25 protein-coding genes are annotated in these 21,431 nt (G+C 39.0%); 19 read left to right on the forward strand and 6 right to left on the reverse strand.

The window, feature by feature from the left end; all coding sequences use genetic code 11:
* The first annotated feature begins 86 nt into the window (after window positions 1-86).
* From ACRRSQ_RS18075 to ACRRSQ_RS18105, 7 genes are all read left to right on the forward strand, one after another.
* Complete coding sequence (locus tag ACRRSQ_RS18075) at window positions 87-980, forward strand: kinase (protein WP_440877185.1); 894 nt, start codon at window positions 87-89, stop codon at window positions 978-980.
* Complete coding sequence (locus tag ACRRSQ_RS18080) at window positions 981-1,820, forward strand: HAD-IIB family hydrolase (protein WP_440877186.1); 840 nt, start codon at window positions 981-983, stop codon at window positions 1,818-1,820. It abuts the gene before it with no gap.
* Between the two features lie 17 nt (window positions 1,821-1,837).
* On the forward strand, window positions 1,838-3,067 hold the full coding sequence (locus tag ACRRSQ_RS18085; RefSeq protein ID WP_440877187.1) for a glycosyl transferase: 1,230 nt from the start codon (window positions 1,838-1,840) through the stop codon (window positions 3,065-3,067).
* Window positions 3,068-3,079: 12 nt separating this feature from the next.
* Window positions 3,080-4,831 (forward strand): alpha-amylase family glycosyl hydrolase, encoded by a 1,752-nt coding sequence (locus ACRRSQ_RS18090; RefSeq protein WP_440877188.1) that lies wholly within the window; start codon window positions 3,080-3,082, stop codon window positions 4,829-4,831.
* Window positions 4,832-5,015: 184 nt separating this feature from the next.
* Entirely contained in the window at window positions 5,016-5,594 is a 579-nt protein-coding gene (locus tag ACRRSQ_RS18095) for a proprotein convertase P-domain-containing protein (RefSeq protein WP_440877189.1), read from the forward strand.
* Window positions 5,595-5,800: 206 nt separating this feature from the next.
* Window positions 5,801-6,463: a PEP-CTERM sorting domain-containing protein gene (locus tag ACRRSQ_RS18100; RefSeq protein WP_440877190.1), complete on the forward strand. Its 663-nt coding sequence runs from the start codon at window positions 5,801-5,803 to the stop codon at window positions 6,461-6,463.
* A gap of 518 nt (window positions 6,464-6,981) precedes the next feature.
* Window positions 6,982-7,440, forward strand: a complete 459-nt coding sequence (locus ACRRSQ_RS18105) for a hypothetical protein (RefSeq protein WP_440877191.1) — start codon at window positions 6,982-6,984, stop codon at window positions 7,438-7,440.
* A gap of 6 nt (window positions 7,441-7,446) precedes the next feature.
* On the opposite strand, the gene ACRRSQ_RS18110 is transcribed toward ACRRSQ_RS18105, so the two are convergent.
* The gene (locus tag ACRRSQ_RS18110; protein ID WP_440877192.1) at window positions 7,447-8,409 is read right to left on the reverse strand and encodes an adenosylmethionine decarboxylase; all 963 of its coding nucleotides are present in this window, start codon (window positions 8,407-8,409) and stop codon (window positions 7,447-7,449) included.
* Between the two features lie 243 nt (window positions 8,410-8,652).
* Here ACRRSQ_RS18110 and speB point away from each other — a divergent pair, with 243 nt between their 5' ends.
* Together speB and speA are read left to right on the forward strand one after the other, a co-directional pair.
* Window positions 8,653-9,591, forward strand: a complete 939-nt coding sequence (gene speB / locus ACRRSQ_RS18115; protein ID WP_440877193.1) for an agmatinase — start codon at window positions 8,653-8,655, stop codon at window positions 9,589-9,591.
* Between the two features lie 10 nt (window positions 9,592-9,601).
* On the forward strand, window positions 9,602-11,533 hold the full coding sequence (gene speA, locus ACRRSQ_RS18120; protein ID WP_440877194.1) for a biosynthetic arginine decarboxylase: 1,932 nt from the start codon (window positions 9,602-9,604) through the stop codon (window positions 11,531-11,533).
* A gap of 135 nt (window positions 11,534-11,668) precedes the next feature.
* On the opposite strand, the gene ACRRSQ_RS18125 is transcribed toward speA, so the two are convergent.
* Window positions 11,669-11,884: a TIGR02450 family Trp-rich protein gene (locus ACRRSQ_RS18125; RefSeq protein ID WP_440877195.1), complete on the reverse strand. Its 216-nt coding sequence runs from the start codon at window positions 11,882-11,884 to the stop codon at window positions 11,669-11,671.
* A gap of 200 nt (window positions 11,885-12,084) precedes the next feature.
* Between ACRRSQ_RS18125 and ACRRSQ_RS18130 the strand changes: the two genes are divergently transcribed.
* Window positions 12,085-12,597, forward strand: coding sequence for a hypothetical protein (locus ACRRSQ_RS18130; protein ID WP_440877196.1), 513 nt, complete (start codon window positions 12,085-12,087; stop codon window positions 12,595-12,597).
* Here the strand turns inward: ACRRSQ_RS18130 and ACRRSQ_RS18135 are convergent.
* Complete coding sequence (locus tag ACRRSQ_RS18135) at window positions 12,584-13,471, reverse strand: LysR family transcriptional regulator (RefSeq protein WP_440877197.1); 888 nt, start codon at window positions 13,469-13,471, stop codon at window positions 12,584-12,586. The two genes, ACRRSQ_RS18130 and ACRRSQ_RS18135, sit on opposite strands and share 14 nt — an antisense overlap.
* 240 nt (window positions 13,472-13,711) lie before the next feature.
* Here ACRRSQ_RS18135 and ACRRSQ_RS18140 point away from each other — a divergent pair, with 240 nt between their 5' ends.
* The 8 genes from ACRRSQ_RS18140 to ACRRSQ_RS18175 all read left to right on the forward strand — a co-directional run bounded on the left by ACRRSQ_RS18140 (window position 13,712) and on the right by ACRRSQ_RS18175 (window position 19,506).
* Window positions 13,712-14,266, forward strand: a complete 555-nt coding sequence (locus ACRRSQ_RS18140) for a hypothetical protein (RefSeq protein ID WP_440877198.1) — start codon at window positions 13,712-13,714, stop codon at window positions 14,264-14,266.
* A 41-nt stretch (window positions 14,267-14,307) separates the two neighbouring features.
* Window positions 14,308-15,198 (forward strand): MBL fold metallo-hydrolase, encoded by an 891-nt coding sequence (locus tag ACRRSQ_RS18145; protein WP_440877199.1) that lies wholly within the window; start codon window positions 14,308-14,310, stop codon window positions 15,196-15,198.
* A 209-nt stretch (window positions 15,199-15,407) separates the two neighbouring features.
* Window positions 15,408-15,587: a DUF6435 family protein gene (locus ACRRSQ_RS18150; protein WP_440877235.1), complete on the forward strand. Its 180-nt coding sequence runs from the start codon at window positions 15,408-15,410 to the stop codon at window positions 15,585-15,587.
* A 99-nt stretch (window positions 15,588-15,686) separates the two neighbouring features.
* A complete protein-coding gene (locus ACRRSQ_RS18155; RefSeq protein WP_440877200.1) occupies window positions 15,687-16,346 on the forward strand; it encodes a flavin reductase family protein in 660 nt (219 codons plus the stop codon).
* Window positions 16,347-16,379: 33 nt separating this feature from the next.
* Entirely contained in the window at window positions 16,380-16,859 is a 480-nt protein-coding gene (locus ACRRSQ_RS18160) for a DUF3429 domain-containing protein (protein WP_440877201.1), read from the forward strand.
* A 24-nt stretch (window positions 16,860-16,883) separates the two neighbouring features.
* The gene (locus ACRRSQ_RS18165; RefSeq protein ID WP_440877202.1) at window positions 16,884-17,348 is read left to right on the forward strand and encodes a thiol-disulfide oxidoreductase DCC family protein; all 465 of its coding nucleotides are present in this window, start codon (window positions 16,884-16,886) and stop codon (window positions 17,346-17,348) included.
* Complete coding sequence (locus tag ACRRSQ_RS18170) at window positions 17,299-18,042, forward strand: SDR family NAD(P)-dependent oxidoreductase (protein ID WP_440877203.1); 744 nt, start codon at window positions 17,299-17,301, stop codon at window positions 18,040-18,042. Before ACRRSQ_RS18165 ends, ACRRSQ_RS18170 begins: the two co-directional genes overlap by 50 nt.
* A gap of 318 nt (window positions 18,043-18,360) precedes the next feature.
* Window positions 18,361-19,506: a hypothetical protein gene (locus ACRRSQ_RS18175; protein ID WP_440877204.1), complete on the forward strand. Its 1,146-nt coding sequence runs from the start codon at window positions 18,361-18,363 to the stop codon at window positions 19,504-19,506.
* A 34-nt stretch (window positions 19,507-19,540) separates the two neighbouring features.
* On the opposite strand, the gene ACRRSQ_RS18180 is transcribed toward ACRRSQ_RS18175, so the two are convergent.
* The gene (locus ACRRSQ_RS18180) at window positions 19,541-19,918 is read right to left on the reverse strand and encodes a hypothetical protein (protein WP_440877205.1); all 378 of its coding nucleotides are present in this window, start codon (window positions 19,916-19,918) and stop codon (window positions 19,541-19,543) included.
* A 3-nt stretch (window positions 19,919-19,921) separates the two neighbouring features.
* Window positions 19,922-20,236, reverse strand: coding sequence for a monooxygenase (locus ACRRSQ_RS18185; RefSeq protein ID WP_440877206.1), 315 nt, complete (start codon window positions 20,234-20,236; stop codon window positions 19,922-19,924).
* Window positions 20,237-20,362: 126 nt separating this feature from the next.
* Between ACRRSQ_RS18185 and ACRRSQ_RS18190 the strand changes: the two genes are divergently transcribed.
* Window positions 20,363-21,244, forward strand: coding sequence for a LysR family transcriptional regulator (locus ACRRSQ_RS18190; RefSeq protein ID WP_440877207.1), 882 nt, complete (start codon window positions 20,363-20,365; stop codon window positions 21,242-21,244).
* Here the strand turns inward: ACRRSQ_RS18190 and ACRRSQ_RS18195 are convergent.
* Window positions 21,236-21,406: an MmcQ/YjbR family DNA-binding protein gene (locus tag ACRRSQ_RS18195; protein ID WP_440877208.1), complete on the reverse strand. Its 171-nt coding sequence runs from the start codon at window positions 21,404-21,406 to the stop codon at window positions 21,236-21,238. The two genes, ACRRSQ_RS18190 and ACRRSQ_RS18195, sit on opposite strands and share 9 nt — an antisense overlap.
* Between the last annotated feature and the right edge of the window lie 25 nt (window positions 21,407-21,431).

Raw genomic sequence — 21,431 nt, forward strand, 5'->3', positions numbered from 1 at the left:
TTCAGCAATAGTTAGCCCTGCATGAAGTTTTTAATAAAAAAATAAACATGGCATAAGATTTGATACCTTATTAACAAAGGATTCATTTGAGGTATATTATTTTGCTAGCCAGTTTTATTGAAGAACACCAGTTACCAAGCGATTTTACCACAACAGTGAAAGCGCATTATTTACCCGTCGCCGAACAAATTTATGGCAAATTTAAGCAAGGACAGTCGCCATTATTTGTTGGTATTAATGGCTGCCAAGGCAGTGGAAAGTCAACCTTTACTGATTTTCTCGCGCAACACCTCAGCAGCCAATATCAACTTAACATTGTGGTGATGTCGTTAGATGACTTTTATTTACCATCACAGCAACGCAAAGCACTGGCTGAATCAGTACATCCGCTATTAGCAACACGTGGCGTACCCGGTACTCATGATGTTAGCGCACTGAGTGAAACCATTGCTAAACTCAAGAATCAAGAAACCGGCTTTACCATTCCCAAATTTAACAAAGCAACAGATGAGCCTTTTGAACAAGAAAAATGGCAACAAATTACCAAGCCAATCGATATTATTTTATTAGAGGGTTGGTGCTGGGGCGTGAATGCGCAAACCGACGAACAACTGCAAACGCCAATGAATGAGCTGGAAATGCAACACGACAGCAATGGTCAGTGGCGCAGTTATGTAAATGAGCAACTTAAAGCGTTCTACCAACCCTTATATCAAGCAATGGATTATTGGATTGCCTTGCAAGCGCCGTCATTTGACTGTGTTTATAAGTGGCGTTTAGAACAAGAAGAAAAGCTGCAAGCAAGAAACCCAGATCTTGAAAATTCAAAAATCATGACGCCAGCGCAAATATTGAATTTCACCCAATATTTTCAGCGCTTAAGTGTGCAAGCCAGTAACAGTGTTTCCCAGTCGGCCGATACAATTTTTTATTTAGATTACGACAGAAAGATTGCCAAAATGACCACCAAGGAAGCTTAGATGAGCACTGATAAATTTATAATTTTCAGTGATCTAGACGGCACTTTACTCGATCACTTCACCTACGAGTCGAGTGCCGCACAAGCGACATTAGCCAAGCTAAAGCTTGCCAATATACCGGTGATTTTAAACACCAGTAAAACCAAAGCCGAAGTCGAAGTTATTGCTAAGCAATTACAACTTAACTGCCCATTTATCGTTGAAAATGGCGCCGCGGTTTATATCCCAGAAGGCGCATTTGCTGTACAGCCAACTGATACAAACTTAGTTGATGGCTATTGGCGTAAAGAATTTGCTTTAGACAGAACGCATTGGTTAAACCTGCTCGATAAGCACTCTGCACCTTTTAGTGAGATGTTCACCAGCTTTTCTACCATGACAGTTGATGAAGTCTCTACACTAACCAACTTAAGCGCAGAAAATGCAACCCTTGCCAAGCAGCGCCAATACGGCGAACCAATAAAATGGCTCGGCGATGAAAAAAGCAAAAAAGCGTTTATCAAGCTACTTGAACAACATGGCGCAAGCATAGTACATGGCGGACGTTTCATGCATTTATGTGGTCATAGCGACAAAGGACAAGCACTCACTTGGCTAGCTCAGCAATACCAACAAGCCAATACCAAGAGCACAATTTCCACAATCGCCTTAGGTGATGGTGAAAATGACAGCACCATGCTAGAAGCCGCCACAGTCGCAGTGCAAATACGCTCTCCTGTTCATCAATTTCCTGAGCTTAATCGCCAAGAGCAGGTTATTCAAACTCAAGGCTTTGGACCCGTAGGCTGGGCGCAAGCACTCGAGCAACTCTTATCACAACAATTTAAATTAATCGCATAACTTTGAGGTAAATTATTATGGCCGACTTTTATCAAAACGGTGTTGTTACCACCTTGCACAATTTAGCTCAGCGCGATCCAGCTGATATGGAAGCTGAACTGCTAACATTTTCAAAAACCCGACCACTAGGGCTTATTTTACCGTCATTATTTTCTGAATTAGAAGGCAAGGCACTGCCAGATATCATCAATAAAATTAAAGATGTTGAATATCTATCACAAATCGTCATTGGCTTAGATCGCGCCAATTTAGATCAATACAAACATGCATTAAAGTTTTTTGGTCAGTTACCACAGCACCACCGCGTACTTTGGAACGATGGGCCAAGGTTGCAAGCACTTGACGCTAAATTGCAAAAATTAGGCTTAGCTCCTAAAGAGCTTGGTAAAGGTCGTAATGTTTGGTATTGCATGGGTTATATCTTAGCATCAGGTAAGGCGGAATCAGTCGCCCTGCACGATTGTGATATTTTAACCTACGAGCGCGACTTGCTTGCTCGTTTACTTTACCCGGTTGCCAACCCTTTATTTAACTATGAATTTTCGAAAGGTTTTTATGCCCGCGTTGCCGACGGAAAAATTAATGGTCGCGTGTCTCGTTTACTGGTTACGCCATTAATTAAAGCATTGAAAAAAACCGTCGGTCATTGTGATTATTTGGAATACATGGACAGCTTTTTGTACCCGCTCGCCGGTGAATTTTCATTTAGACGTGACGTATTAAGTGATATTCGCATTCCAAGTGATTGGGGTCTAGAGATTGGTGTATTGTCGGAAATGTACCGTAACTATTCTTCGAACCGTATTTGCCAAGTCGATATTGCTGATGTGTATGATCATAAGCATCAAGACTTGTCATTAGACAGCACTGCCGGTGGCTTATCAAAAATGTCGATTGATATTAGTAAAGCATTTATCCGTAAACTTGCGACTCAAGGTGAAACCTTCACTGCCGAAAAATTCAGAACACTAAAAGCGACTTATTACCGTATTGCGCTCGATTACGTGGAAACTTATCGCAATGACGCGATCATGAATGGCTTATCGCTTGATATTCATAACGAAGAAAAAGCGGTTGAAATGTTCGCCGAAAATATACTTGCTGCCGGCAATACCTTTTTAGAACAACCGATGGAAACACCGTTTATTCCATCATGGAACCGTGTTGTAAGTGCAATGCCAGACGTATTAACACAGTTAAAAGAAGCGGTAGAATTAGATCATCAAGAATTTGCAAACCAGTTATAAGCGAGGGCAACGATGGAAAAAGTTTTCGAACAACTGATACATAAACTTAATCAGCAACTTTCATTCATTTATCGGGAAGTTGCCATTGAACAACCCATAGCTGAACTCGCATTAGAGCTGGCAAACTTAATGCGCTTGTCTGATGATAGTCAAGCGCCAGTACCGTACGCAAACCATTGGTCAGAGCAAGACGCCATCTTAATTACTTATGGCGACAGTGTTATTTCAGCCGATACCTCGCCATTAAAAACCTTGCAAACATTTTTAGATAATCATATTGGCGATAGCATTAACGGTGTGCATATTTTGCCGTTTTTTCCCTACAGCTCAGACGACGGTTTTGCGGTAATTGACTACGCCGCCGTCAACCCAACACTAGGCACTTGGCAAGATATAAGCGCGATTGCCGAAAGTCGCAATTTAATGTCTGATCTGGTGATTAACCACTGCTCGAGCGAAAACCTTTGGTTTCAACACTTTGTTCAAGGGCAAGGCGAAGGGCACGATTTCTTTTTCACCGCCAAAGAAAGTGATGATATTTCAGACGTTGTTCGCCCTAGAACCTCACCGTTATTAAGAGCTACCGAAACTGAAAATGGACAACAACATGTTTGGTGTACTTTTAGTCATGATCAAGTCGATTTTGACTTTCGCAATCCCGCGGTACTAAAAGCTTTTGTCACCATTATTCGACAATATCTTGATGCCGGTGTGAAAATATTTCGTTTTGACGCCATTGCCTTTATTTGGAAGGTGGTTGGCACTAAATCGATTAACTTACCCGAAACTCATGAAATTGTAAGATTGCTACGAACTTTAATTGAATGGGCACAGCCAAACGCGATTATTATTACCGAAACTAATATTCCTAATACGCAAAACTTAACCTACTTTGGTAATGCCAACGAAGCACATGCCATCTACAACTTTTCACTACCTCCGTTATTATTAAATACCCTATTAACCGGCAATTGCTTATATTTAAAGCGCTGGTTAATGAGCATGCCACCAGCACAAAATGGTACTACCTACTTTAACTTTATTGCCTCGCACGACGGCATAGGGTTGCGCCCAGCTGAAGGCTTATTAAACGATGAAGAACTGACAAGCTTGATCACCACCATTGAAAACTTTGGCGGTAAAATATCGTGGCGCACATCTGATAATGGTGAGCAAAAAGCTTATGAAATGAATATTGCATTGTATGACGCAATGCAAGGTACTGTTGCAGGTAAAGACGAATGGAATTTTGATCGTTTTATTTGCGCACACGCGATCATGTTTGCCCTTGAAGGCATACCTGGTATTTATATACACAGCATGTTGGGCACACAAAACGATGAACAAAAACTCGCGCAAACAGGACATAATCGCGCGATTAACCGCCATCGCTGGCAACAGCCATTATTAGAAGCTGCGTTAAATGATGACAATAAACACCATGCAAAAGTGTTATCGCATTTAAAGGCGTTGTTAGATATTCGCATAAAACAGCCGGCATTTCACCCCAATGCCACGCAATTTACCCTACATTTAGGTTTACAGTTGTTTGGCTTTTGGCGACAAAGCCTAGATCGAAAACAAAGTATTTTTTGTGTCAGCAATATCTCTGATCAACCACTGGCGTTACCGCTAAGTGAACTTAACTTGATTATTACTGAGTCTTGGATTGAGCTGATAAGTCATCAAGAGATCACGGAGTTAACGGAAGAAATTCTCTTAGCGCCTTATCAAACGGTTTGGATTTCAAATAAAAAATCATAGGCTATGATGACAATGTTAAGCTTTCACTTAACATTGTCTAATATTTTTACACTTAGTTTACAGCGCACAACGAACTTCCGACAACACCTTGAAATAAAACAGTTTTTAATAATGGCACGTTAAGTGCTAATAATAAGTTATTAAAGTAAAAAACAATAACTGAAACAATTTTAAGGGAAACGAAATGCGTTTAAACATACTAAAAGCAATTGCAGCGAGCTTAGTCATTACACTTAGCAGTGTTGCGAATGCCGGCATAATTTCAACGGGTGATATTGCAATTAACCAATCTATTCCAGACCGTGCGACCGTAACTGATACTTATACTGAAACAAGCACTGATATTATTGATAATGTTTGGGTATATTTTGATGCAACTTCAAGCTGGATTGGTGATTTTGAAGTCATGCTGAGCCATAACGGTGTTAACGTGTTGATTTTAGACAACCAAGGCGGCCCACAAGATGCGGTAAACGATTGGTTCTCTGATCTGTACGCAACTGCGCCAACTTGGCCGCAAGTTGCTGACACTTCAACAAACTATGGTTTTTTACCCTCGCAAAGCTTATCAGCGTTTAACGGTTTATCTGCTCAAGGCGACTGGGCATTAACGGTTACAGATACTTTGAGTGCAGATTCAGGTTTTGTGAATAGCTGGGCGTTACAATTTTCGACGCATTCAGCACAAGTACCAGAGCCTTCAACGTTAGCTATTTTTGCTTTAGCAATTCTAGGTTTTGCCTCTCGTAAGTTTTCAAAATAGCATTAAATAAATAGTAATCTCTAAAAGCACTTGACCTTGATCTAGTGCTTTTTTATTGCCTAAAGAAATGTCAGCTATTTTTACAAACTATCAGTAACTTAGCATAACGCACAATGTAACTATATGATTTATGTCACATAAAACTTATGGTCTACTTTATGCTTCTAACGATTAACCCTTTTATTATGCTCACCAAAGGAATGCCGATGAAATTTTTCAAAACACTTGTACTGTCAGTATCATTGTTGATTACTGCCACTAGCCAAGCCGCATTTATTACCACCAATGAAGCCAGCTTAGATGCTATTTTTTCACAAGCAAGCTTTGGCAATATGCCGATTGATATTCGTATCGGCGCTGCAACCGAACTGGTTTTTCCAGACTTGTTAGATATTGACACTAACGCGGAAATTGCCACTTTATTCGCACAACATGTTGGTTTAGCAACCGTGGTAAACTTCTATTTTGTTGACACCATCAGCGCCTGTGGCGGTATCAACCCAGCCATAGTTGGTTGTGGTGAGTTTCCAGGTAACGACTTTGTTGTAGAGTCTAGCTTTGCTGCAAGTGGGTTTGGTGGTGAACTACTCGCCCATGAATTAGGGCATAATTTAGGGCTACCTCACATTAACGGTGCATTTTTAATGGACCCTGCGCTTAATGGCCAAACCTTAATCACCGACAACGAAGTCAACATTATTCGTAACAGCCCGTTGGTACAAACAGACGGTCAATTTTTTTGGGTCGACATTAACCCTGTGCTTATCGTTCGTGAAGCGATTCAATCGGTACCAGAACCTAGCACCTTAGTATTGTTTTTACTGTCTGGCGGCCTGTTATTTTCAATGGGTAAAAAACGCGCAAAATAATCGATATTAATTAAAATTTAAGATAGATAGTTTGCGATTATACTCAGTACTTTTATATGCTTTTCAATTTTTCAAAGCGTATAATAGTACTGATTTCCTTTCTTGTTCACCCCATCCGTATTGCAACAATTTTTAGCAAAAAGCTGGATAAAAGATCCAGCGTCGTAATAATCTTTGTATAAACTTAGTGTTATACTCATTAGAGCGTGTTGACCTTTGCGGTATAAATTTTGTTCTCATTAAACGTGATTCTGATTTTATGCAAAGGATAAAAATGCGTAGCGATTGAAGTATCGTTATTCTATATAAATGCGCTATAACGAGAGTAAATCACGTTTAATCGAATCTTAGTGACAGCCTTTGTTGCCTATTTTTACTACGTTATCGCCTATTTATGTGGAACAACCACACTGCATAGGCACTGCCTTGTATAAATACGCAATATACTGCTGCAAAAACATACATCAAAGATCAACACGCTCTAGACTGTTTATCAGTGTTCAAGGTTGGGAAAGCAAATGTCTATTAATAAAACCGTTCAATTAGTGCTATGTTTCACTTTATTTTTTTGCGTTACCGCATGCAGTGACGAGCAAACTCAAGTAGTAAAAGCTGGCTGGACCAAAAGCTGCCCGAATAATGAGTTTTGTTTTATCCACCCTGAAAGCCTAAAATCTGCCGAAATTCAGATAATAGATTCGACGGCTGGAAAACTAGAAGATGACAACATGGTGGTGTTATTTGACCTAAGCATATACGCCAGTCAATTAGATGATTTGCGACAAGCAAAAACAGAATCAGTTACCATAGACGATTTATCTGGAACGTTATTTGTTCAAGATAAACGTATCGGCCTAGCTATCCCAGAAGTTAACGGCACAGTACGATTCTCGATGCTGATCATCTACAAAGAAGCGTTAGCGGAAGAGCAAGGTAAAGAAATTTTAAAATCAATCACGTTCAAGCAGCCAAAATAATAACTGTTATAGTGCATGATTATTAGCATTAACATCGAGTATTACTGCTTGGGAAAAATGCTGTTTAGGTAATATATAGTTAGCAAAATTAATCACGCTACCGGTTGTCAATGATTGCTGTACAAGAGATTGGCTAATGTAGTTTGAAGGAATATTCGCTTTAGTTAGCGCTTCAAATTCGAGCTCATTATTGCTTAATACATCAAGTGATGCCGGCTTTAGTACCGCCAATATTATCGGCAATAATTCGATTAAATTTAAATTAGACGCAAAGCTGACATAACTACTGTCGGCTTGCGGCGTTACATGAATGGTTAAATACTTACCCGCTAAAATCGCATTAACTGAATAACCATAAGGTTCAAAGGTAAAATCATCTATTTGAAACCCCGGCACTAACTCTTCCAGTCGTAAAAACTGACGAATATCGGCTGAATTTACTCCCTCTCGGGTTAAGTGCTTAGACGCTTGCTCGCTAATTTGATAAGCAAATATCTCATAGGTTTTATCTTCCGCTGACGCTTGAAAGCCATTGTTTTGGTGAAAAACAAAATTATGATGGCTGTCCATCGCACCAAAGCGCATTGCCGTGCCATCAATATATTGGCTTAACTGTTTAATGTCGTCGCCAAAACAACTGGGCTGGGCGTGAGAAAAATATTCATTTTTACGTTGATAGGTTAAGTGTTTTATCTTGTCGACACCCAGTTGTTGAATGAAATATTCGACTGAGTTAACTAAGTTAGTTTCACCGCACGTTAAAATGAGAAAACTACTGTGCCAAACAAACAAGCTAGATTCTGACAATAAGAACGCTTTGCACTGCTCGTTTGAAATACTCGACAATATTTTAGCATGGCAGCAATTTACCAATTCAGCCCAAAATTCATCATTAATATCAGTAAGTAGTGAAAAATTATCGTTATGAACGAGTACTTCAACTTTTTTTTCTGAACCTTCAAAAAACACAGACTTTCCTAACGTTACTTTTCAGCGGCACCATTACCAACCAAACATTTCAAGCAAAACCCTAATATAAAGTCACTATTAGGCACAAAAAAGAGGCGGTATTTTACAAAAAAAAAGGTAGATTTCAATAGATAATCGCTTAATAATTGAGTGAATTTTATACGCATAAAAAGCTATACTTTATGGCGTTTTTAAGCATAATGCGACATTTATTTCTGCTGGTATATTATTTGAGTTTTTACAATGAATACTAACCACAAAATTTGTGAGCTAAGCATCACGCTTTCTCAACCTGAAACGCGTTTTGACTTCGCACAACCTACAGATTGCTTGCATGAAAATGGCCTATATATTTTAGGTTTTGAGTTCGACGGTACCGCCTGCTTTCGCAAAGGCACCAAAGCCGGACCAAATGCATTAAGAAATGTCTCTGACGGTATTGAGTCATATTCTCCATACCTAGACGCCGACATTGCCGATATTTGCTTTTATGACTTAGGAAACTTATCAACTAAGATTATTCCTTGTGGCGACTCACACCAAGATATTGAGCAGCAGTGGCAAGTGGCGAGCAATGATTACTGCACGCAATTTAACGCTGAAACTTTAGCTAAGCATAAAATAAAAACGCTAACCTTAGGCGGCGAACACTCTATTTCTTATGCGCCAATTACACAATATTTAAAGGCCTATGAAAACTTAGTGGTATTGCACTTGGATGCGCATGCAGACTTGCGCGACGGATATTTAGGGTTTCACTATTCACATGCCGCCATTATAAAACGTGTGCATGATAATTTTTCGGCGCAGCATCAACTTATTCAATACGGTATTCGCTCGGGCACTAAAGAGGAATACCAATGGATGCGCACCAATAACACCCTTAAAAATAGTCGCGCAGAATTTTTACAGTCGGTTGCTGAAATAGCCGATGATCGCCCTATCTACCTCACCCTCGATTTAGATTATTTCGACCCGAGCTTTTTTCCAGGTACGGGAACACCAGAACCAGGCGGCGAAGATTTTCACTCTTTTGTTAGTCTTTGCAAGCTATTAAAAAATAAAAACCTTGTCGGTTGTGACGTAGTTGAACTGTCACCCGAAATTGACGCGACTGGCAATAGTGATGTTTTTGCCGCCAAGGTCGTACGCGAATTAATTATTTGTTTAAATCATCAGTAGAGAATGCACATTGAACACTCCATTAACACCTTGGTCAATTGATGACGCTGAAAACACCTATCATGTAAAACGTTGGGGTAACGGATACTTTGAAATAGGCGCCTCTGGCGATATTCATGTTATTCCTCGATATGACCAGCCAGACTTAAAAATAAACCTTAGAGAAGTTGTCGAAGAAATTAATACTTCAGGTATTCAGCTACCTGTTGTGGTGCGTTTTCATGACATTTTACGCTCGCAAGTAGAGCTATTAAATGAAACGTTTCGAGACACCATAAGAGCCGCTAATTATGAAGGTCAGTATTTTGGTGTGTTTCCAGTAAAAGTTAACCAAATGCGTGAAGTTATTGAAGAAATTGTTGATGCTGGCAGTCGATATAACTATGGTTTGGAAGCCGGTTCAAAGCCAGAACTTATCGCAGCACTTGCCTACAATACCAATAAAAATTCGTTAACCGTATTAAATGGTTATAAAGACGAAGAATATTTACGCTTGGCTTTATTAGGATTAAAAATCGATCGCAATATGATTATTGTTATCGAGAAATACAGCGAGCTGATTAAACTTATCGAGCTATCCAAAAAATTAAACGTAAAGCCTGTGATTGGTTTACGGGTAAAAATGATGGTCAAAGGTCGTGGCAAGTGGGAGCATTCTAGCGGTGAACGCGCTAAATTTGGCTTAAGTATCGCTGAAATCCTTAATGCCGTTGCCTATCTAGAAGCGGAAGGTTTAACGGAATGCATTAAACTTTTGCACTTTCACATTGGCAGCCAACTTACCGATATTCGGGCAATTAAAGAAGCAGTACAAGAAGCGTCACTGATCTACAGTAAGTTAGTAAAACAAGGCGTGCCAATTGAATACGTCGACGTTGGCGGTGGCTTAGCCATTGATTATGACGGCTCACAATCAACTAACGATTCATCGTGTAATTACAGTTTAAGTGAATACGTTTCCGATATTGTTTACGGATTTAAGCAAAACTGCGACTTAGAGTCTGTACCACACCCGCATTTAGTGAGTGAAAGTGGACGAGCAATAACCGCGCATCATTCATGTGTTATCACTAACGTTATTGGCGAAATTCACCCAAGTGGCACGCAATATTCAACACGTAAATCCACGGGTGAACATATTATCGTCAGTAATATTCGAGAGTTAGAGCAAGATTTGCTCGATAGCGAACAAAACGATAATCACCAAGAAATTTATAACGATGTTGTGCAATTAAAATCGCAAGCCATGCAGGCTTTCAAACTCGGCATTTTCACTTTAGATGAATTGGCAAAAGTGGAAACCATGTATTGGCGCATTCTTAATTTAATCCAGCAACAAATGCAAGAAGTCGACTTTATCCCTGAAGATCTCAACGATATCTCACAAATGCTATCGTCGCAGTATTTAGCCAATTTCTCTGTCTTCCAATCAGCCGCAGATTCGTGGGCAATAGATCAAGTGCTACCTATTATTCCAATTTCTCGCCTTAATGAAAAACCAAGCAAACTATGCAGCATTGTTGATATTACTTGCGATAGTGACGGTAAAATTGACAAGTTTATCGGCCAAGAATCTATCGCCGATAACATTCCAATGCATGCGCTAAAAGCAGATGAGGACTACTTTATTGGCTTATTTTTAACCGGCGCATACCAAGATGTGATGGGCGATATGCACAACCTCTTTGGGCGTTTAAATGAAGTGCACATTGTCAGTTATGACGATGACCCTAAAGACTTTTATATCGAAGAAGTTGTTAAAGGTTCTTCAGTTGATAACGTGCTTTCAACCATGCAATATACGCCAGCTATTATGGCTCAGGTGATCAAAAAAGATATCGACGTGCAAATAGCGCGCGGTAAAATAAAACCAAGAGAAGGTGTTAATTTAATTGATTTTTATGAAGACTGTTTAGACGGATATACCTACCTAAAGCAGTAAAATTATTCGCGGCTAGACTGGCGCAGTTAAGCAGTTTCAGTTCAGCAGTACAATTAAAAAATTATCCACCCGCTAACAATGAGTAAGCTGGTTTACTTACTCGTTGTTATTGCGCCAATTTCCACACTGTTGCTATTACTGCCAGCCAATCTTCCAATTTGACGGGCTTTTTAAATCGCGCCAATTTATTGAGTACTCATTACCTGAAATAACCGCTTCAATAATGCACTCAGTTACCCGTTGATTTTCGTCAAAAGTAACGTCAATCACGGCAAAATGTTTTTCTTTATTACGCACATCAACCTTAGTCCACTTACTATGCAATAACGCTTTCGGGTTAACTTGATTCATTTTACACCTTAAATAATCATTATTTGTAAAAGCTCTTTCAGGGTGTTTAGCGAGCTATTGATACAAACTGTACGGTTAAGCAGCAATAAAAGTTCATTTTTACGAGAAATTATAATCTTTGGTGAACCAAACACTAACTCGCAACGTAATACCTTTATCAATATCATCTAAACACAATCAAAAAAAGCGAGTCGCTATTTATGCGTTTTTTCTTACTTAGTATTATCTTGTTAGTTATCACCGGCTGCAGTACCACCTATCAAAACCAAAACGTGCAAGGAAAAATTTTTCCTGCGATTTCAGGTCAAAGCCTAGCAAAAGAAACCGTTAATATTCCTAACGATTTTGACCAAGAACTCACGCTGCTATTAGTCGGCTACAAACAAGATGCACAGTTTGATATTGACCGCTGGTTAATTGGTTTAGATATGATACAAACCCAATTACCTGTTTATGAAGTGCCGACAATTCAAGGCATGTTTCCACGCATGTTTAGCACCATGATCGATAACGGTATGCGCGCTGGCATTCCAAAGTCATTATGGCAAGGCGTTGTTTCTGTGTATAAAGATGGTGATAAAGTTCAAGCCTTTACCGGCAATGTAAACCCAAACAATGCCAGAGTCATACTACTGAACAAAGCAGGTGAAATTGTCTATTTTTACGATCAAGGTTTTTCAGTTGAGGCGCTCAACGCGGTTAATGTTTTTTAATCGCGGTCACCAGTTGATTCAGCCAGCCATCGGCAGTGCTTGTGCGGTAGACTAATGAATAAGCTTCAACATTGTTAATGGCAACATCGGTAAGCTCAATAATGCGAAATTGAGCTTCATCGATTATCACGTCTGGTACATAAGCAAGCGCGGCGCCTTGCTTGACCACAGACAATAAGGAACTAATATCATCAGTTCGAAACGGAATTTTTCTCGAAAATTGATGATCGGGCCAGCCATCAGAACCTACCCCGCGTGCTATGCCACAAAATGGCGAAGTGTTAGGACAGACAAAACCATGAGTTAATAGCGCATTCATCGTTACCTTTCCTTCAGGAAAAGCGTTAAAAATAGCATGTTCAGGTGAAGCAATAAGCTTACTGCAAGTACTGCCTAGCGAAATGGTCGTTAATTCAGGTTTGCTCTCGCCAGCGATCGCAGCATCGGTGACAATGGCGATATGAGCTTGACCGTTTTCGAGTTTATCTAACGCATCTCCTTCATAAATGGGATCGACAGTCATGGCTATTTTATCTTGAGGTATGTGTGGAATAATGCGTTGTAAGCTTGCCTCTAACAACACCGTCGGTCCCGACAAGTGCAATTGATACTTAACATGATTATCGGTAAATTCACTACACATTTGCTCGTATTCATGGATGAGATTTAAGGCATAGCCAATAAATTTTTTGCCATGACTATTGAGCTTTATCGTGCGACCAATACGGTCAAACAGCTTTGTATGTAGCTTATGTTCAATTTTTTTTAACGTTTTCGACAGGGCACCAGCTGTAATATTTAACGCATTAGCGCTTACTTGAATATTTTGTGAATGCGCCAAATGAACAATACGTTGCAACTCTTCAATCTGCATAACCATTTCCCATATGGAAACAAAAACTACTTATTATTCGATTATATATAAACAATCAATATTCTACTATAGCGCATTATTTGATTCACCAAACAAACGATGTCGTCTATGCCTATTAACGTTATTACCTCAATCTTATTGTGCTTCAGCCTAATCTGTAGTGTATTTTTTTCATCTAGTAGCGCAGCATTCAATCAGCCCAAGCCTCATCAACATCATAACTTAATGGGATCACACGGCATGGTTTTATTATTTAATGCCAACGAGGGGTTATTTGCCAGCCATTTACCCTTGTATGCTCATCCGCATAATTATCAAATTATCTATAAAGTAACACTTGATAATCCGCAGCGATTAACGCCTTTATTTGAAAAAGGTCTAGTAACTGTATTGCCGGAAAATTTTGATTTAGCCAGATTAATTAACGGCGAGCGTTTCTCACTAAGTACCACCTTTTTTGAAGGTCATTTTGAACGTGGTGGTAAAGCTATTTTTTCAGCCCAATTACACTTTGAGCTACAAATACTTAGCGAACAAGTTGAGCCTAGCTTTAGCGCGAATAACGCACTTTTCTATCGTATTGCCATTAGCGATAACACCGCAGTTGTTGCCCATAAAATTCAAAGTGCACCATCATTTGATGCCATTGGCTTTATTAATATCACCCAAAAAGAAAATTCGACGCCACTGAGCTGCGACCAGCCAATAGCACGCGAGGCTAATATCATTAAAAAGCACTTTGCTCAATGTTTAGATGCTAGCTTTGATTACATCGAAACACAGGACTTTAACTAATGAAGAACTTCAAAATACTATGCTTGGCAGTGTTATTAGCAATGTCTAGCATCAGCTATTCCGCTCATGCAGATCCTGCACTTTCAGATATCAAAAAGCTCAAACATAAATCGTGGTTTAGCGGCGCAGAAAACTGCCATTTAACGCAACAGCCTGCTATTGAGGTTTATCAATATAATTTAGACAGTTATATCTTGCGTCAAAATAAGTGCTTGCATTATGAAGCCCCTTTTATTTATCTCTTATTTGGTAAAGAACGTGCCTTACTTATTGATACTGGCGCGACCGCTGACCCAGACAAATTCCCGTTAGCCGAGCAAGTAAAATTAATAATGGCAAAGCGAGCAAAACAACTAAAACTAGCAAGTTCGAGTTTACCTTTGCTGGTCGCCCATTCACATAGCCATAGCGATCACATCGCCGCCGACCACCAATTTAGCGCACTAAAACATGCTGAGGTGATTAATACGCATGATACTAAAGCACTGGTTGATGCATTTTCATTGTCGAATTGGCCTTTAGAAAACGTAAAGTTTGACCTTGGAGACAGACCGGTCACCATTATTCCCACTCCCGGACACCAAGCACAAGCGATAAGCTTTTACGATCAGCAAAATGCCTGGTTGTTAACTGGCGACTCCGTTTATCCAGGGCGTTTATATGTACGTAACTGGCAAGTGTACAAAAACAGTATTCAACGGCTAGTAAGCTTTTCTCAGGAGCATCAGGTTTTAGCCGTTCTCGGAGCACACATCGAAATGTCGACCAAAGCCAACGTCGATTACCCAGTTGAAAGCACTTATCATGCTAATGAAATGTCATTAGTGCTGTCAGTAACAGATCTTAAGCATTTGCATGAAAAACTAACAGCGCTCGGCGATACGCCACGAAAATTGGGCATAGGTAAGATGATTATTTATCCCGTCAACTAATATCACTATTGTCTAAACCATCAATAATAAAAGATGAACAGTAATTACCGCCTACTCTTTTTGTTTTTACTGTTCACTAAAAATAATACCAGCCTCATCGTTTTTCCTTAGCCTATTCAAACTTAAATCTGCCAAAAGAAAACCAATTTCTATTTCACACCGTATACGTTAATACCACTAACACATCAGGCATTATTATGCTCTCAACAATGTTTTCAATCTTTAAAAAAGATCCGATTAAAAAACTGGATAACGCTTACGAAATTAAGCTTGAACAAGCCATGTTGGCACAGAGAAATGGTGATATTAAATCTTATGCGATGATAACAAACGAAGCTGAACAGATTAAAAAGCAGATAATCGAACTTCAACAATCATCAAATAGTTAAACAGCGAAACTTGTTGCCTATACAGCGCCATTAATGATCTTAAATTGCAAAGCACACGTAACTTATTATTAGCTGTTAATAATTATCAGGAATGCTGTTATGACCTACATCACCCGCGAAGCGCTGCTCAATATGGATTCACGCTACAGGGCAAAGTTAATTAATAGTTTGTCTGGTTTTAAAAGCGTTAATCTTATTGGCTCAATAAACGATAAAGACCAAACTAATTTAGCAATATTTAGCTCGGTCATTCATCTGGGAGCTTCGCCTGCCCTCGTTGCATTTATTATGCGTCCAAGCAGTGTCGAACGACATACCTTAGAAAATATTCAACAAACGGGTCAATATACCATTAATCAAGTCAACACAGATTTTTGGCAAGGGGCTCACCAAACTTCAGCTCGTTATGAAAGACACCAGAGTGAGTTTGAAGAAGTCGCTTTAAGCATGCAATTTATCGACAATATATCAGCTCCGTTTGTGAAAGAAAGTCAATTGAAGTACGCCGTGGCACTGAAAGAAATACTACCAATAACGCTTAATAACACGCTATTGGTTATCGGCGAGATAACAGACATTATCTGTACGGAGCAAGCTATTCAGCCCGATGGCTATATTGATATTGAGTCGTTAGGTGCGGTCACTGTTTCTGGTTTAGACAGTTATCATTCAACTCATCGATTGTCGCGCCTAAGTTATGCAAAACCTGACACTTCTTTAGTTGAACTCAATTTAGTTGGCTCACCACACCTTGGCTAAACGATGTACTCTACATTAAGGACATATCATTCAATGAAAACATGGCAATGGCTAGGTTATTTGGGACTAATTCCTTTTATCGCGTGTTTATGGTTAACAACGTTTCCTTTGGACAACGTCGCCGTTGATCCGCAGCAAGGTTTTGTTTTTTATAGCGCCATTATTTTGAGTTTTATTGCAGGTACCTTATGGCAAAAGGACCATACGATTTGCAAGGAGAATAAAAAATCGGAGCACCAAGTACTTAATCAATTAGAACAGCATCGCTGTGCATTGCCATCAAAACAAATTGTCAGCAACGTTTTTTGTTTATTGGCCTTCGGTTGCTTGTTACTTCCTATTTTTTACGGATTACTGATCCTGCCATTAGGTTACTTAACCTTACTGTTGGCAGAATATGTGCTTTACCGCGGCAATGACCAAACATTCACTAAGTCTTATTTTTTGATGAGATTTACATTAACTGTATTGGTAACTTCTTTGCATTGTATTGCGCTGCTACTTTGGTTTTAAATCTTAGGTTCAATAGGGTTAACAATGACCACGAGAAAATATACATGCGATAAATTAGTCATTTTTTATGATGGCAATTGCCCGTTATGCAGTTTAGAAATGCAAAAGTTAAAACAGCATGACGCCAACAACCAAATCGAATTGGTTAACTTGCATCAAGCAAATTTTAATACACTTTATCCCGACATTAATTTTAATAAAGCCATGACTATTTTACATGGCGTGTACCAAAAAAAATTATTACTCGGTTTAAATGTCACTCACCGAGCATGGACCATAGTGGGCAAAGGAGCCTTTGTTGCACCGTTGCAGTTGCCGATTGTTAAACAGCTGGCTCACTGCTTTTACTTATTAGTCGCCAAGTATCGTCACCCACTATCTCAATTTATCTATCGACGTTTAGGCATTGGCACCAACACCTGTGAGCTAGGAGTGTGTTATGAAAAGTCCGCTAAAGAAACCAACAACATTGATCATCGGCGCCAATAGCAGTATTGCAAAAGCACTAGCCAAGCAAGCCATCTGTGATGATATTTCGTTAGTTATTATCAGCCGCCACATTGACTTCTATCAGCGGCAACCATTTAACGACACTCAACTCATTTGGGTGGAGAATTACAGTGAACATGAGATCATCAATGCTATTGCAGCGATTGACTTTGATAAACGCATCAATATTTCTCAAATATTTATTTGTCATGGCGTATTGCACAACAAGCGCTGCCAACCCGAGAAACGTTTAGAAGATTTTTCGGCGGATGCTTTTAGCGAAATAATTCAAGCAAATACCATTACACCAATGCTGTGGTTAAAACACTTAGTGCCGAAATTAACGCACAAAAAGCCGTGTACTATAGTGGTGTTCACCGCGCGAGTAGGTAGTATTAATGATAACCAATTAGGTGGTTGGTATAGTTACAGAACATCAAAAGCAGCCATGAATATGCTGTTAAAAACAGCGGCGGTAGAATTAGCAAGGCGTGCTAAACATATTAAATTAATCTCTTTTCATCCGGGCACAACCGACACCCCGTTGTCGAAACCTTTTCAAAAAAACGTGCCCGCTAAAAAGCTCTTCACCCCTGAATTTGTCGCTCAGCAACTACTGGTTATTGTCAAAAAATCAGAGCACGACGGTCAAGTAAGTTATGTTGATTGGCAGGGAAAGACAATTGCTTGGTAGTTTACATGTGTAACAAGATCGATTGCTGATCTTTCTTGGTCATTTTACTAACGACTAATTTAAACGAATTATCAATCATGCGCTCCTTCTCTTAAGAAAAGAGTCACCTTGCGAAATTGAGCCATCTAAAATGATCGTGTTCCATAATTTTTTAAATATATAAACATTAACGCTACTTTTTTCAAAATCAGTCAGTGAAAAGAGCTTACCTATCTTGATTTAAATGCATTGTTAACCTAGGTTTTAGTGCACACATAGCTTAAAGGACTAAATATAATGCAACATAGCAAAGCCCACTGGACGAGGGCAATTTTCCTCTTGTTCTTTATAAGCAACCTTGCTATTAGCCATGATGGTCATAAAAATGAAGATATTGTATTAAATGATTTGGGTAATTTGGGCGAAGTTAACTTTGATATTTCATGCGATGCACAGTCACAAAAAGCCTTTAATACTGGCTTAGGGCTTTTACACCATATGATGTACGCGCAAGCCGAGCAGCTTTTTCAAAAGTGGCTAACACAAAAGCCAGAATGTGCAATGTTATATTGGGGCTATTCAATGTCATTATTTCATCCACTGTGGCCGGATAAAATCACCAAAGAAGCGTTGGCTAATGGTCAACAAGCACTAACCAAAGCGCAGAAACTTCAACCGTCACCACGTGAAAAAGCCTATATTTCTAGCGCAAACAAATACTACGATAACTGGCAAAGCATTCCTGAAAAAGCGCGCATTGCATCATGGGCAAATGCGCATGAAAAACTTTATCAAGACTACCCTAACGATATAGATGCAACGGCTTTTTACGCGTTATCTCAGCTTGTGATCGCATCGGCAACAGACAAAAGCTTTTCTACCAATAAAAAGGTAGGAAAAATTCTGACAACAGTTTTAGATAAACAGCCATTACATCCGAGCGCTATTCATTACAGTATTCACGCCTACGATAATCCAGTGCTGGCAACATTGGGATTAACGCCCGCTCGAGCCTACGATAAAATTGCGCCAGATGTTCCCCATGCCTTACATATGCCCACGCATATTTTTGTTAGGCTTGGAGAATGGCAAGACACGATTCATTGGAATGCTCGCTCGGCAGCCGCTGCGCTTAAATATCCCACTAAAGCATCAACCTCCATGCATTATGTACATGCGCTAGATTACAAGATATACGGCTTATTGCAGTTGGGCGAAGCGCAAAAAGCACACGAAACACTAGGTGAAATCGCATCACATCACCCAATACAAAATACATTTCCTGCGGCATATGCACTTGCAGCAATGCCGGCGAGAATGACGCTTGAACAACAAAATTGGTTGCAAGCCAGCCAACTTAAAACGAGCCACCCTAGTTACATCAGTTGGGAAAAATTTCCTCAGGTTGAGGCGATAACTTATTTCGCTCGTGGCATTGGTTCAGCTAGAAGCAATAACCTACCCAGTGCAAATGAAAATTTATAGGGTGAGATTTTTACATTCACCCTATTTAGCTTTCTTAAATATTATGCCTTTTTAACTGCCAAGAACTTACGATTGTCAATATTAAGAAGAAAGCGGGGTCACTCCAGCCAAATCCAACAAAAATACCAACTATTCCTGCATAGGCTGTTATTACTACACCAAGTAAGTTTGTAACTATCAGAGCTTTTAAAAGCTGTTCAACCGCCTCTTCATCACTAATCTTCCTGAGAAATAAACTAACAGCAGCTAATCCACCTAAAAATATACTAGTATGTTGTGATAAAAAATTTGCGTACTTATCATTGATTTCCAATCCATATATAGGCCAAATTTGTGTAGGTAGAAAAAATAATGCTAAAGCAAAAACTAAGTAGATAGTCCCATGAACTGTGAAAAATGTTTGATTACTCATCTTTTAGTTACCTTCGTGAAATACAGGACCTTGGTTAATTTTAGTTAATGGTAAATTTACATCAAAAATTATTCCTCTGACTTCTTTTACGCCCATTTCCTTCAATCGACTTGAATGCATTTCTAAATAATCTTGGGCGTTTTTTTCATTTTGAAATAGATAAATTCCACCACCAAGCTTTCTAGACGCATTTTCTGTCCAAATTTTCCAAATTAAGCCTTCCTCTTTATTAATAGACTTTGCCAGTTCAACAAGGGCTTTTGACATTTCTTCACCCATTGCTCCTTGATAATCAAAATCAACTTGTAATAGTTTCATTGTGTAGTCTCCAGTAATGACACTTTGTGCGTTTTGTTTTCTATTGTTGAAATTATTAACTACAATTAATGCACATTAAAGTTCATAATTTTGCCATTTTATGTTCAAAAAACTGACAGGTTGTATATGAGATTAAAGAGCACTCTTGAACAATGGGTTACATTACAAGAAGTTGATAAAGCAGGAAGTATCCAAGCCGCAGCTTTGTTACTCAATAAAAGTCACACTACGTTAATCTATTCAATTAAAAAATTGGAAACACAATTAGGTGTGAAACTGCTTGAAATACATGGGCGGCGTTCCGTATTAACTAATCATGCTAAATCTTTACTCAGAAGAGCTACAAGTATGATTGAGCAAGCTAGGGACTTAGAAGAAATAAGTCACCAACTCTCCAAAGGTGTGGAATCTGAAATTATTGTTTCAATGGATCACCTTTGCGAGCCTTCTTTACTATATCGTCCAATGAAAGAATTCTTAAAAATTAACTCCACCACATCTATACATGTTCGTGAAACATCTCTATCTAAAACCACTAACATGGTCACAAGTAAGAAAGCTGATGTTTCAATCATAACGCTACCAATAACAAACTATCCAGCGCAGGTGTTTTCTTTAACCACTATGATTCCAGTAGTATCTACTAATCATCCTCTTGCCAAATTGGAATCAATTTGCATTTCAGATTTAGCTAATCATTGTCAAATAGTGATACGAGATTTAGGTGGAGATCAATCAAATAACAATACTAAAGATGTAGGATGGCTAAAGGCAAACCAAAGAATCACCGTAGATAACTTTGATCATGCTTTAAGAGCGATTGAGCATGGACTTGGGTTTTGTCGCTTACCTGAACATATTTTACAACAGCAAAACAACGAAAAATTAAAAGTAATCAAAATTGAACAAAATGAGAAATATCAAGTACCTTTACATATTACATTGCCTAAAGGAAGCAAAACAGGAAGTGCCGCGTTAGCGTTTTATGAAATGCTATTATTAAATTGATAAATACACCAAGAGAGATGCTTGATCTTTCTTAGTCATCTTGCTAACCACCAACAAATAAGAATTATCGATCATGCGCTCAATTTCACCTTGCGGAATTGAGCCATCTAAAATGATCGTGTTCCATAATTTTTTAATCATATAATCGTTAGCACTACTCATTTTAATCCTTTAGACAAATAATGTG

This window comes from Thalassotalea sp. PLHSN55 (assembly GCF_052030545.1).
Lineage (GTDB): Bacteria > Pseudomonadota > Gammaproteobacteria > Enterobacterales > Alteromonadaceae > CANMXU01.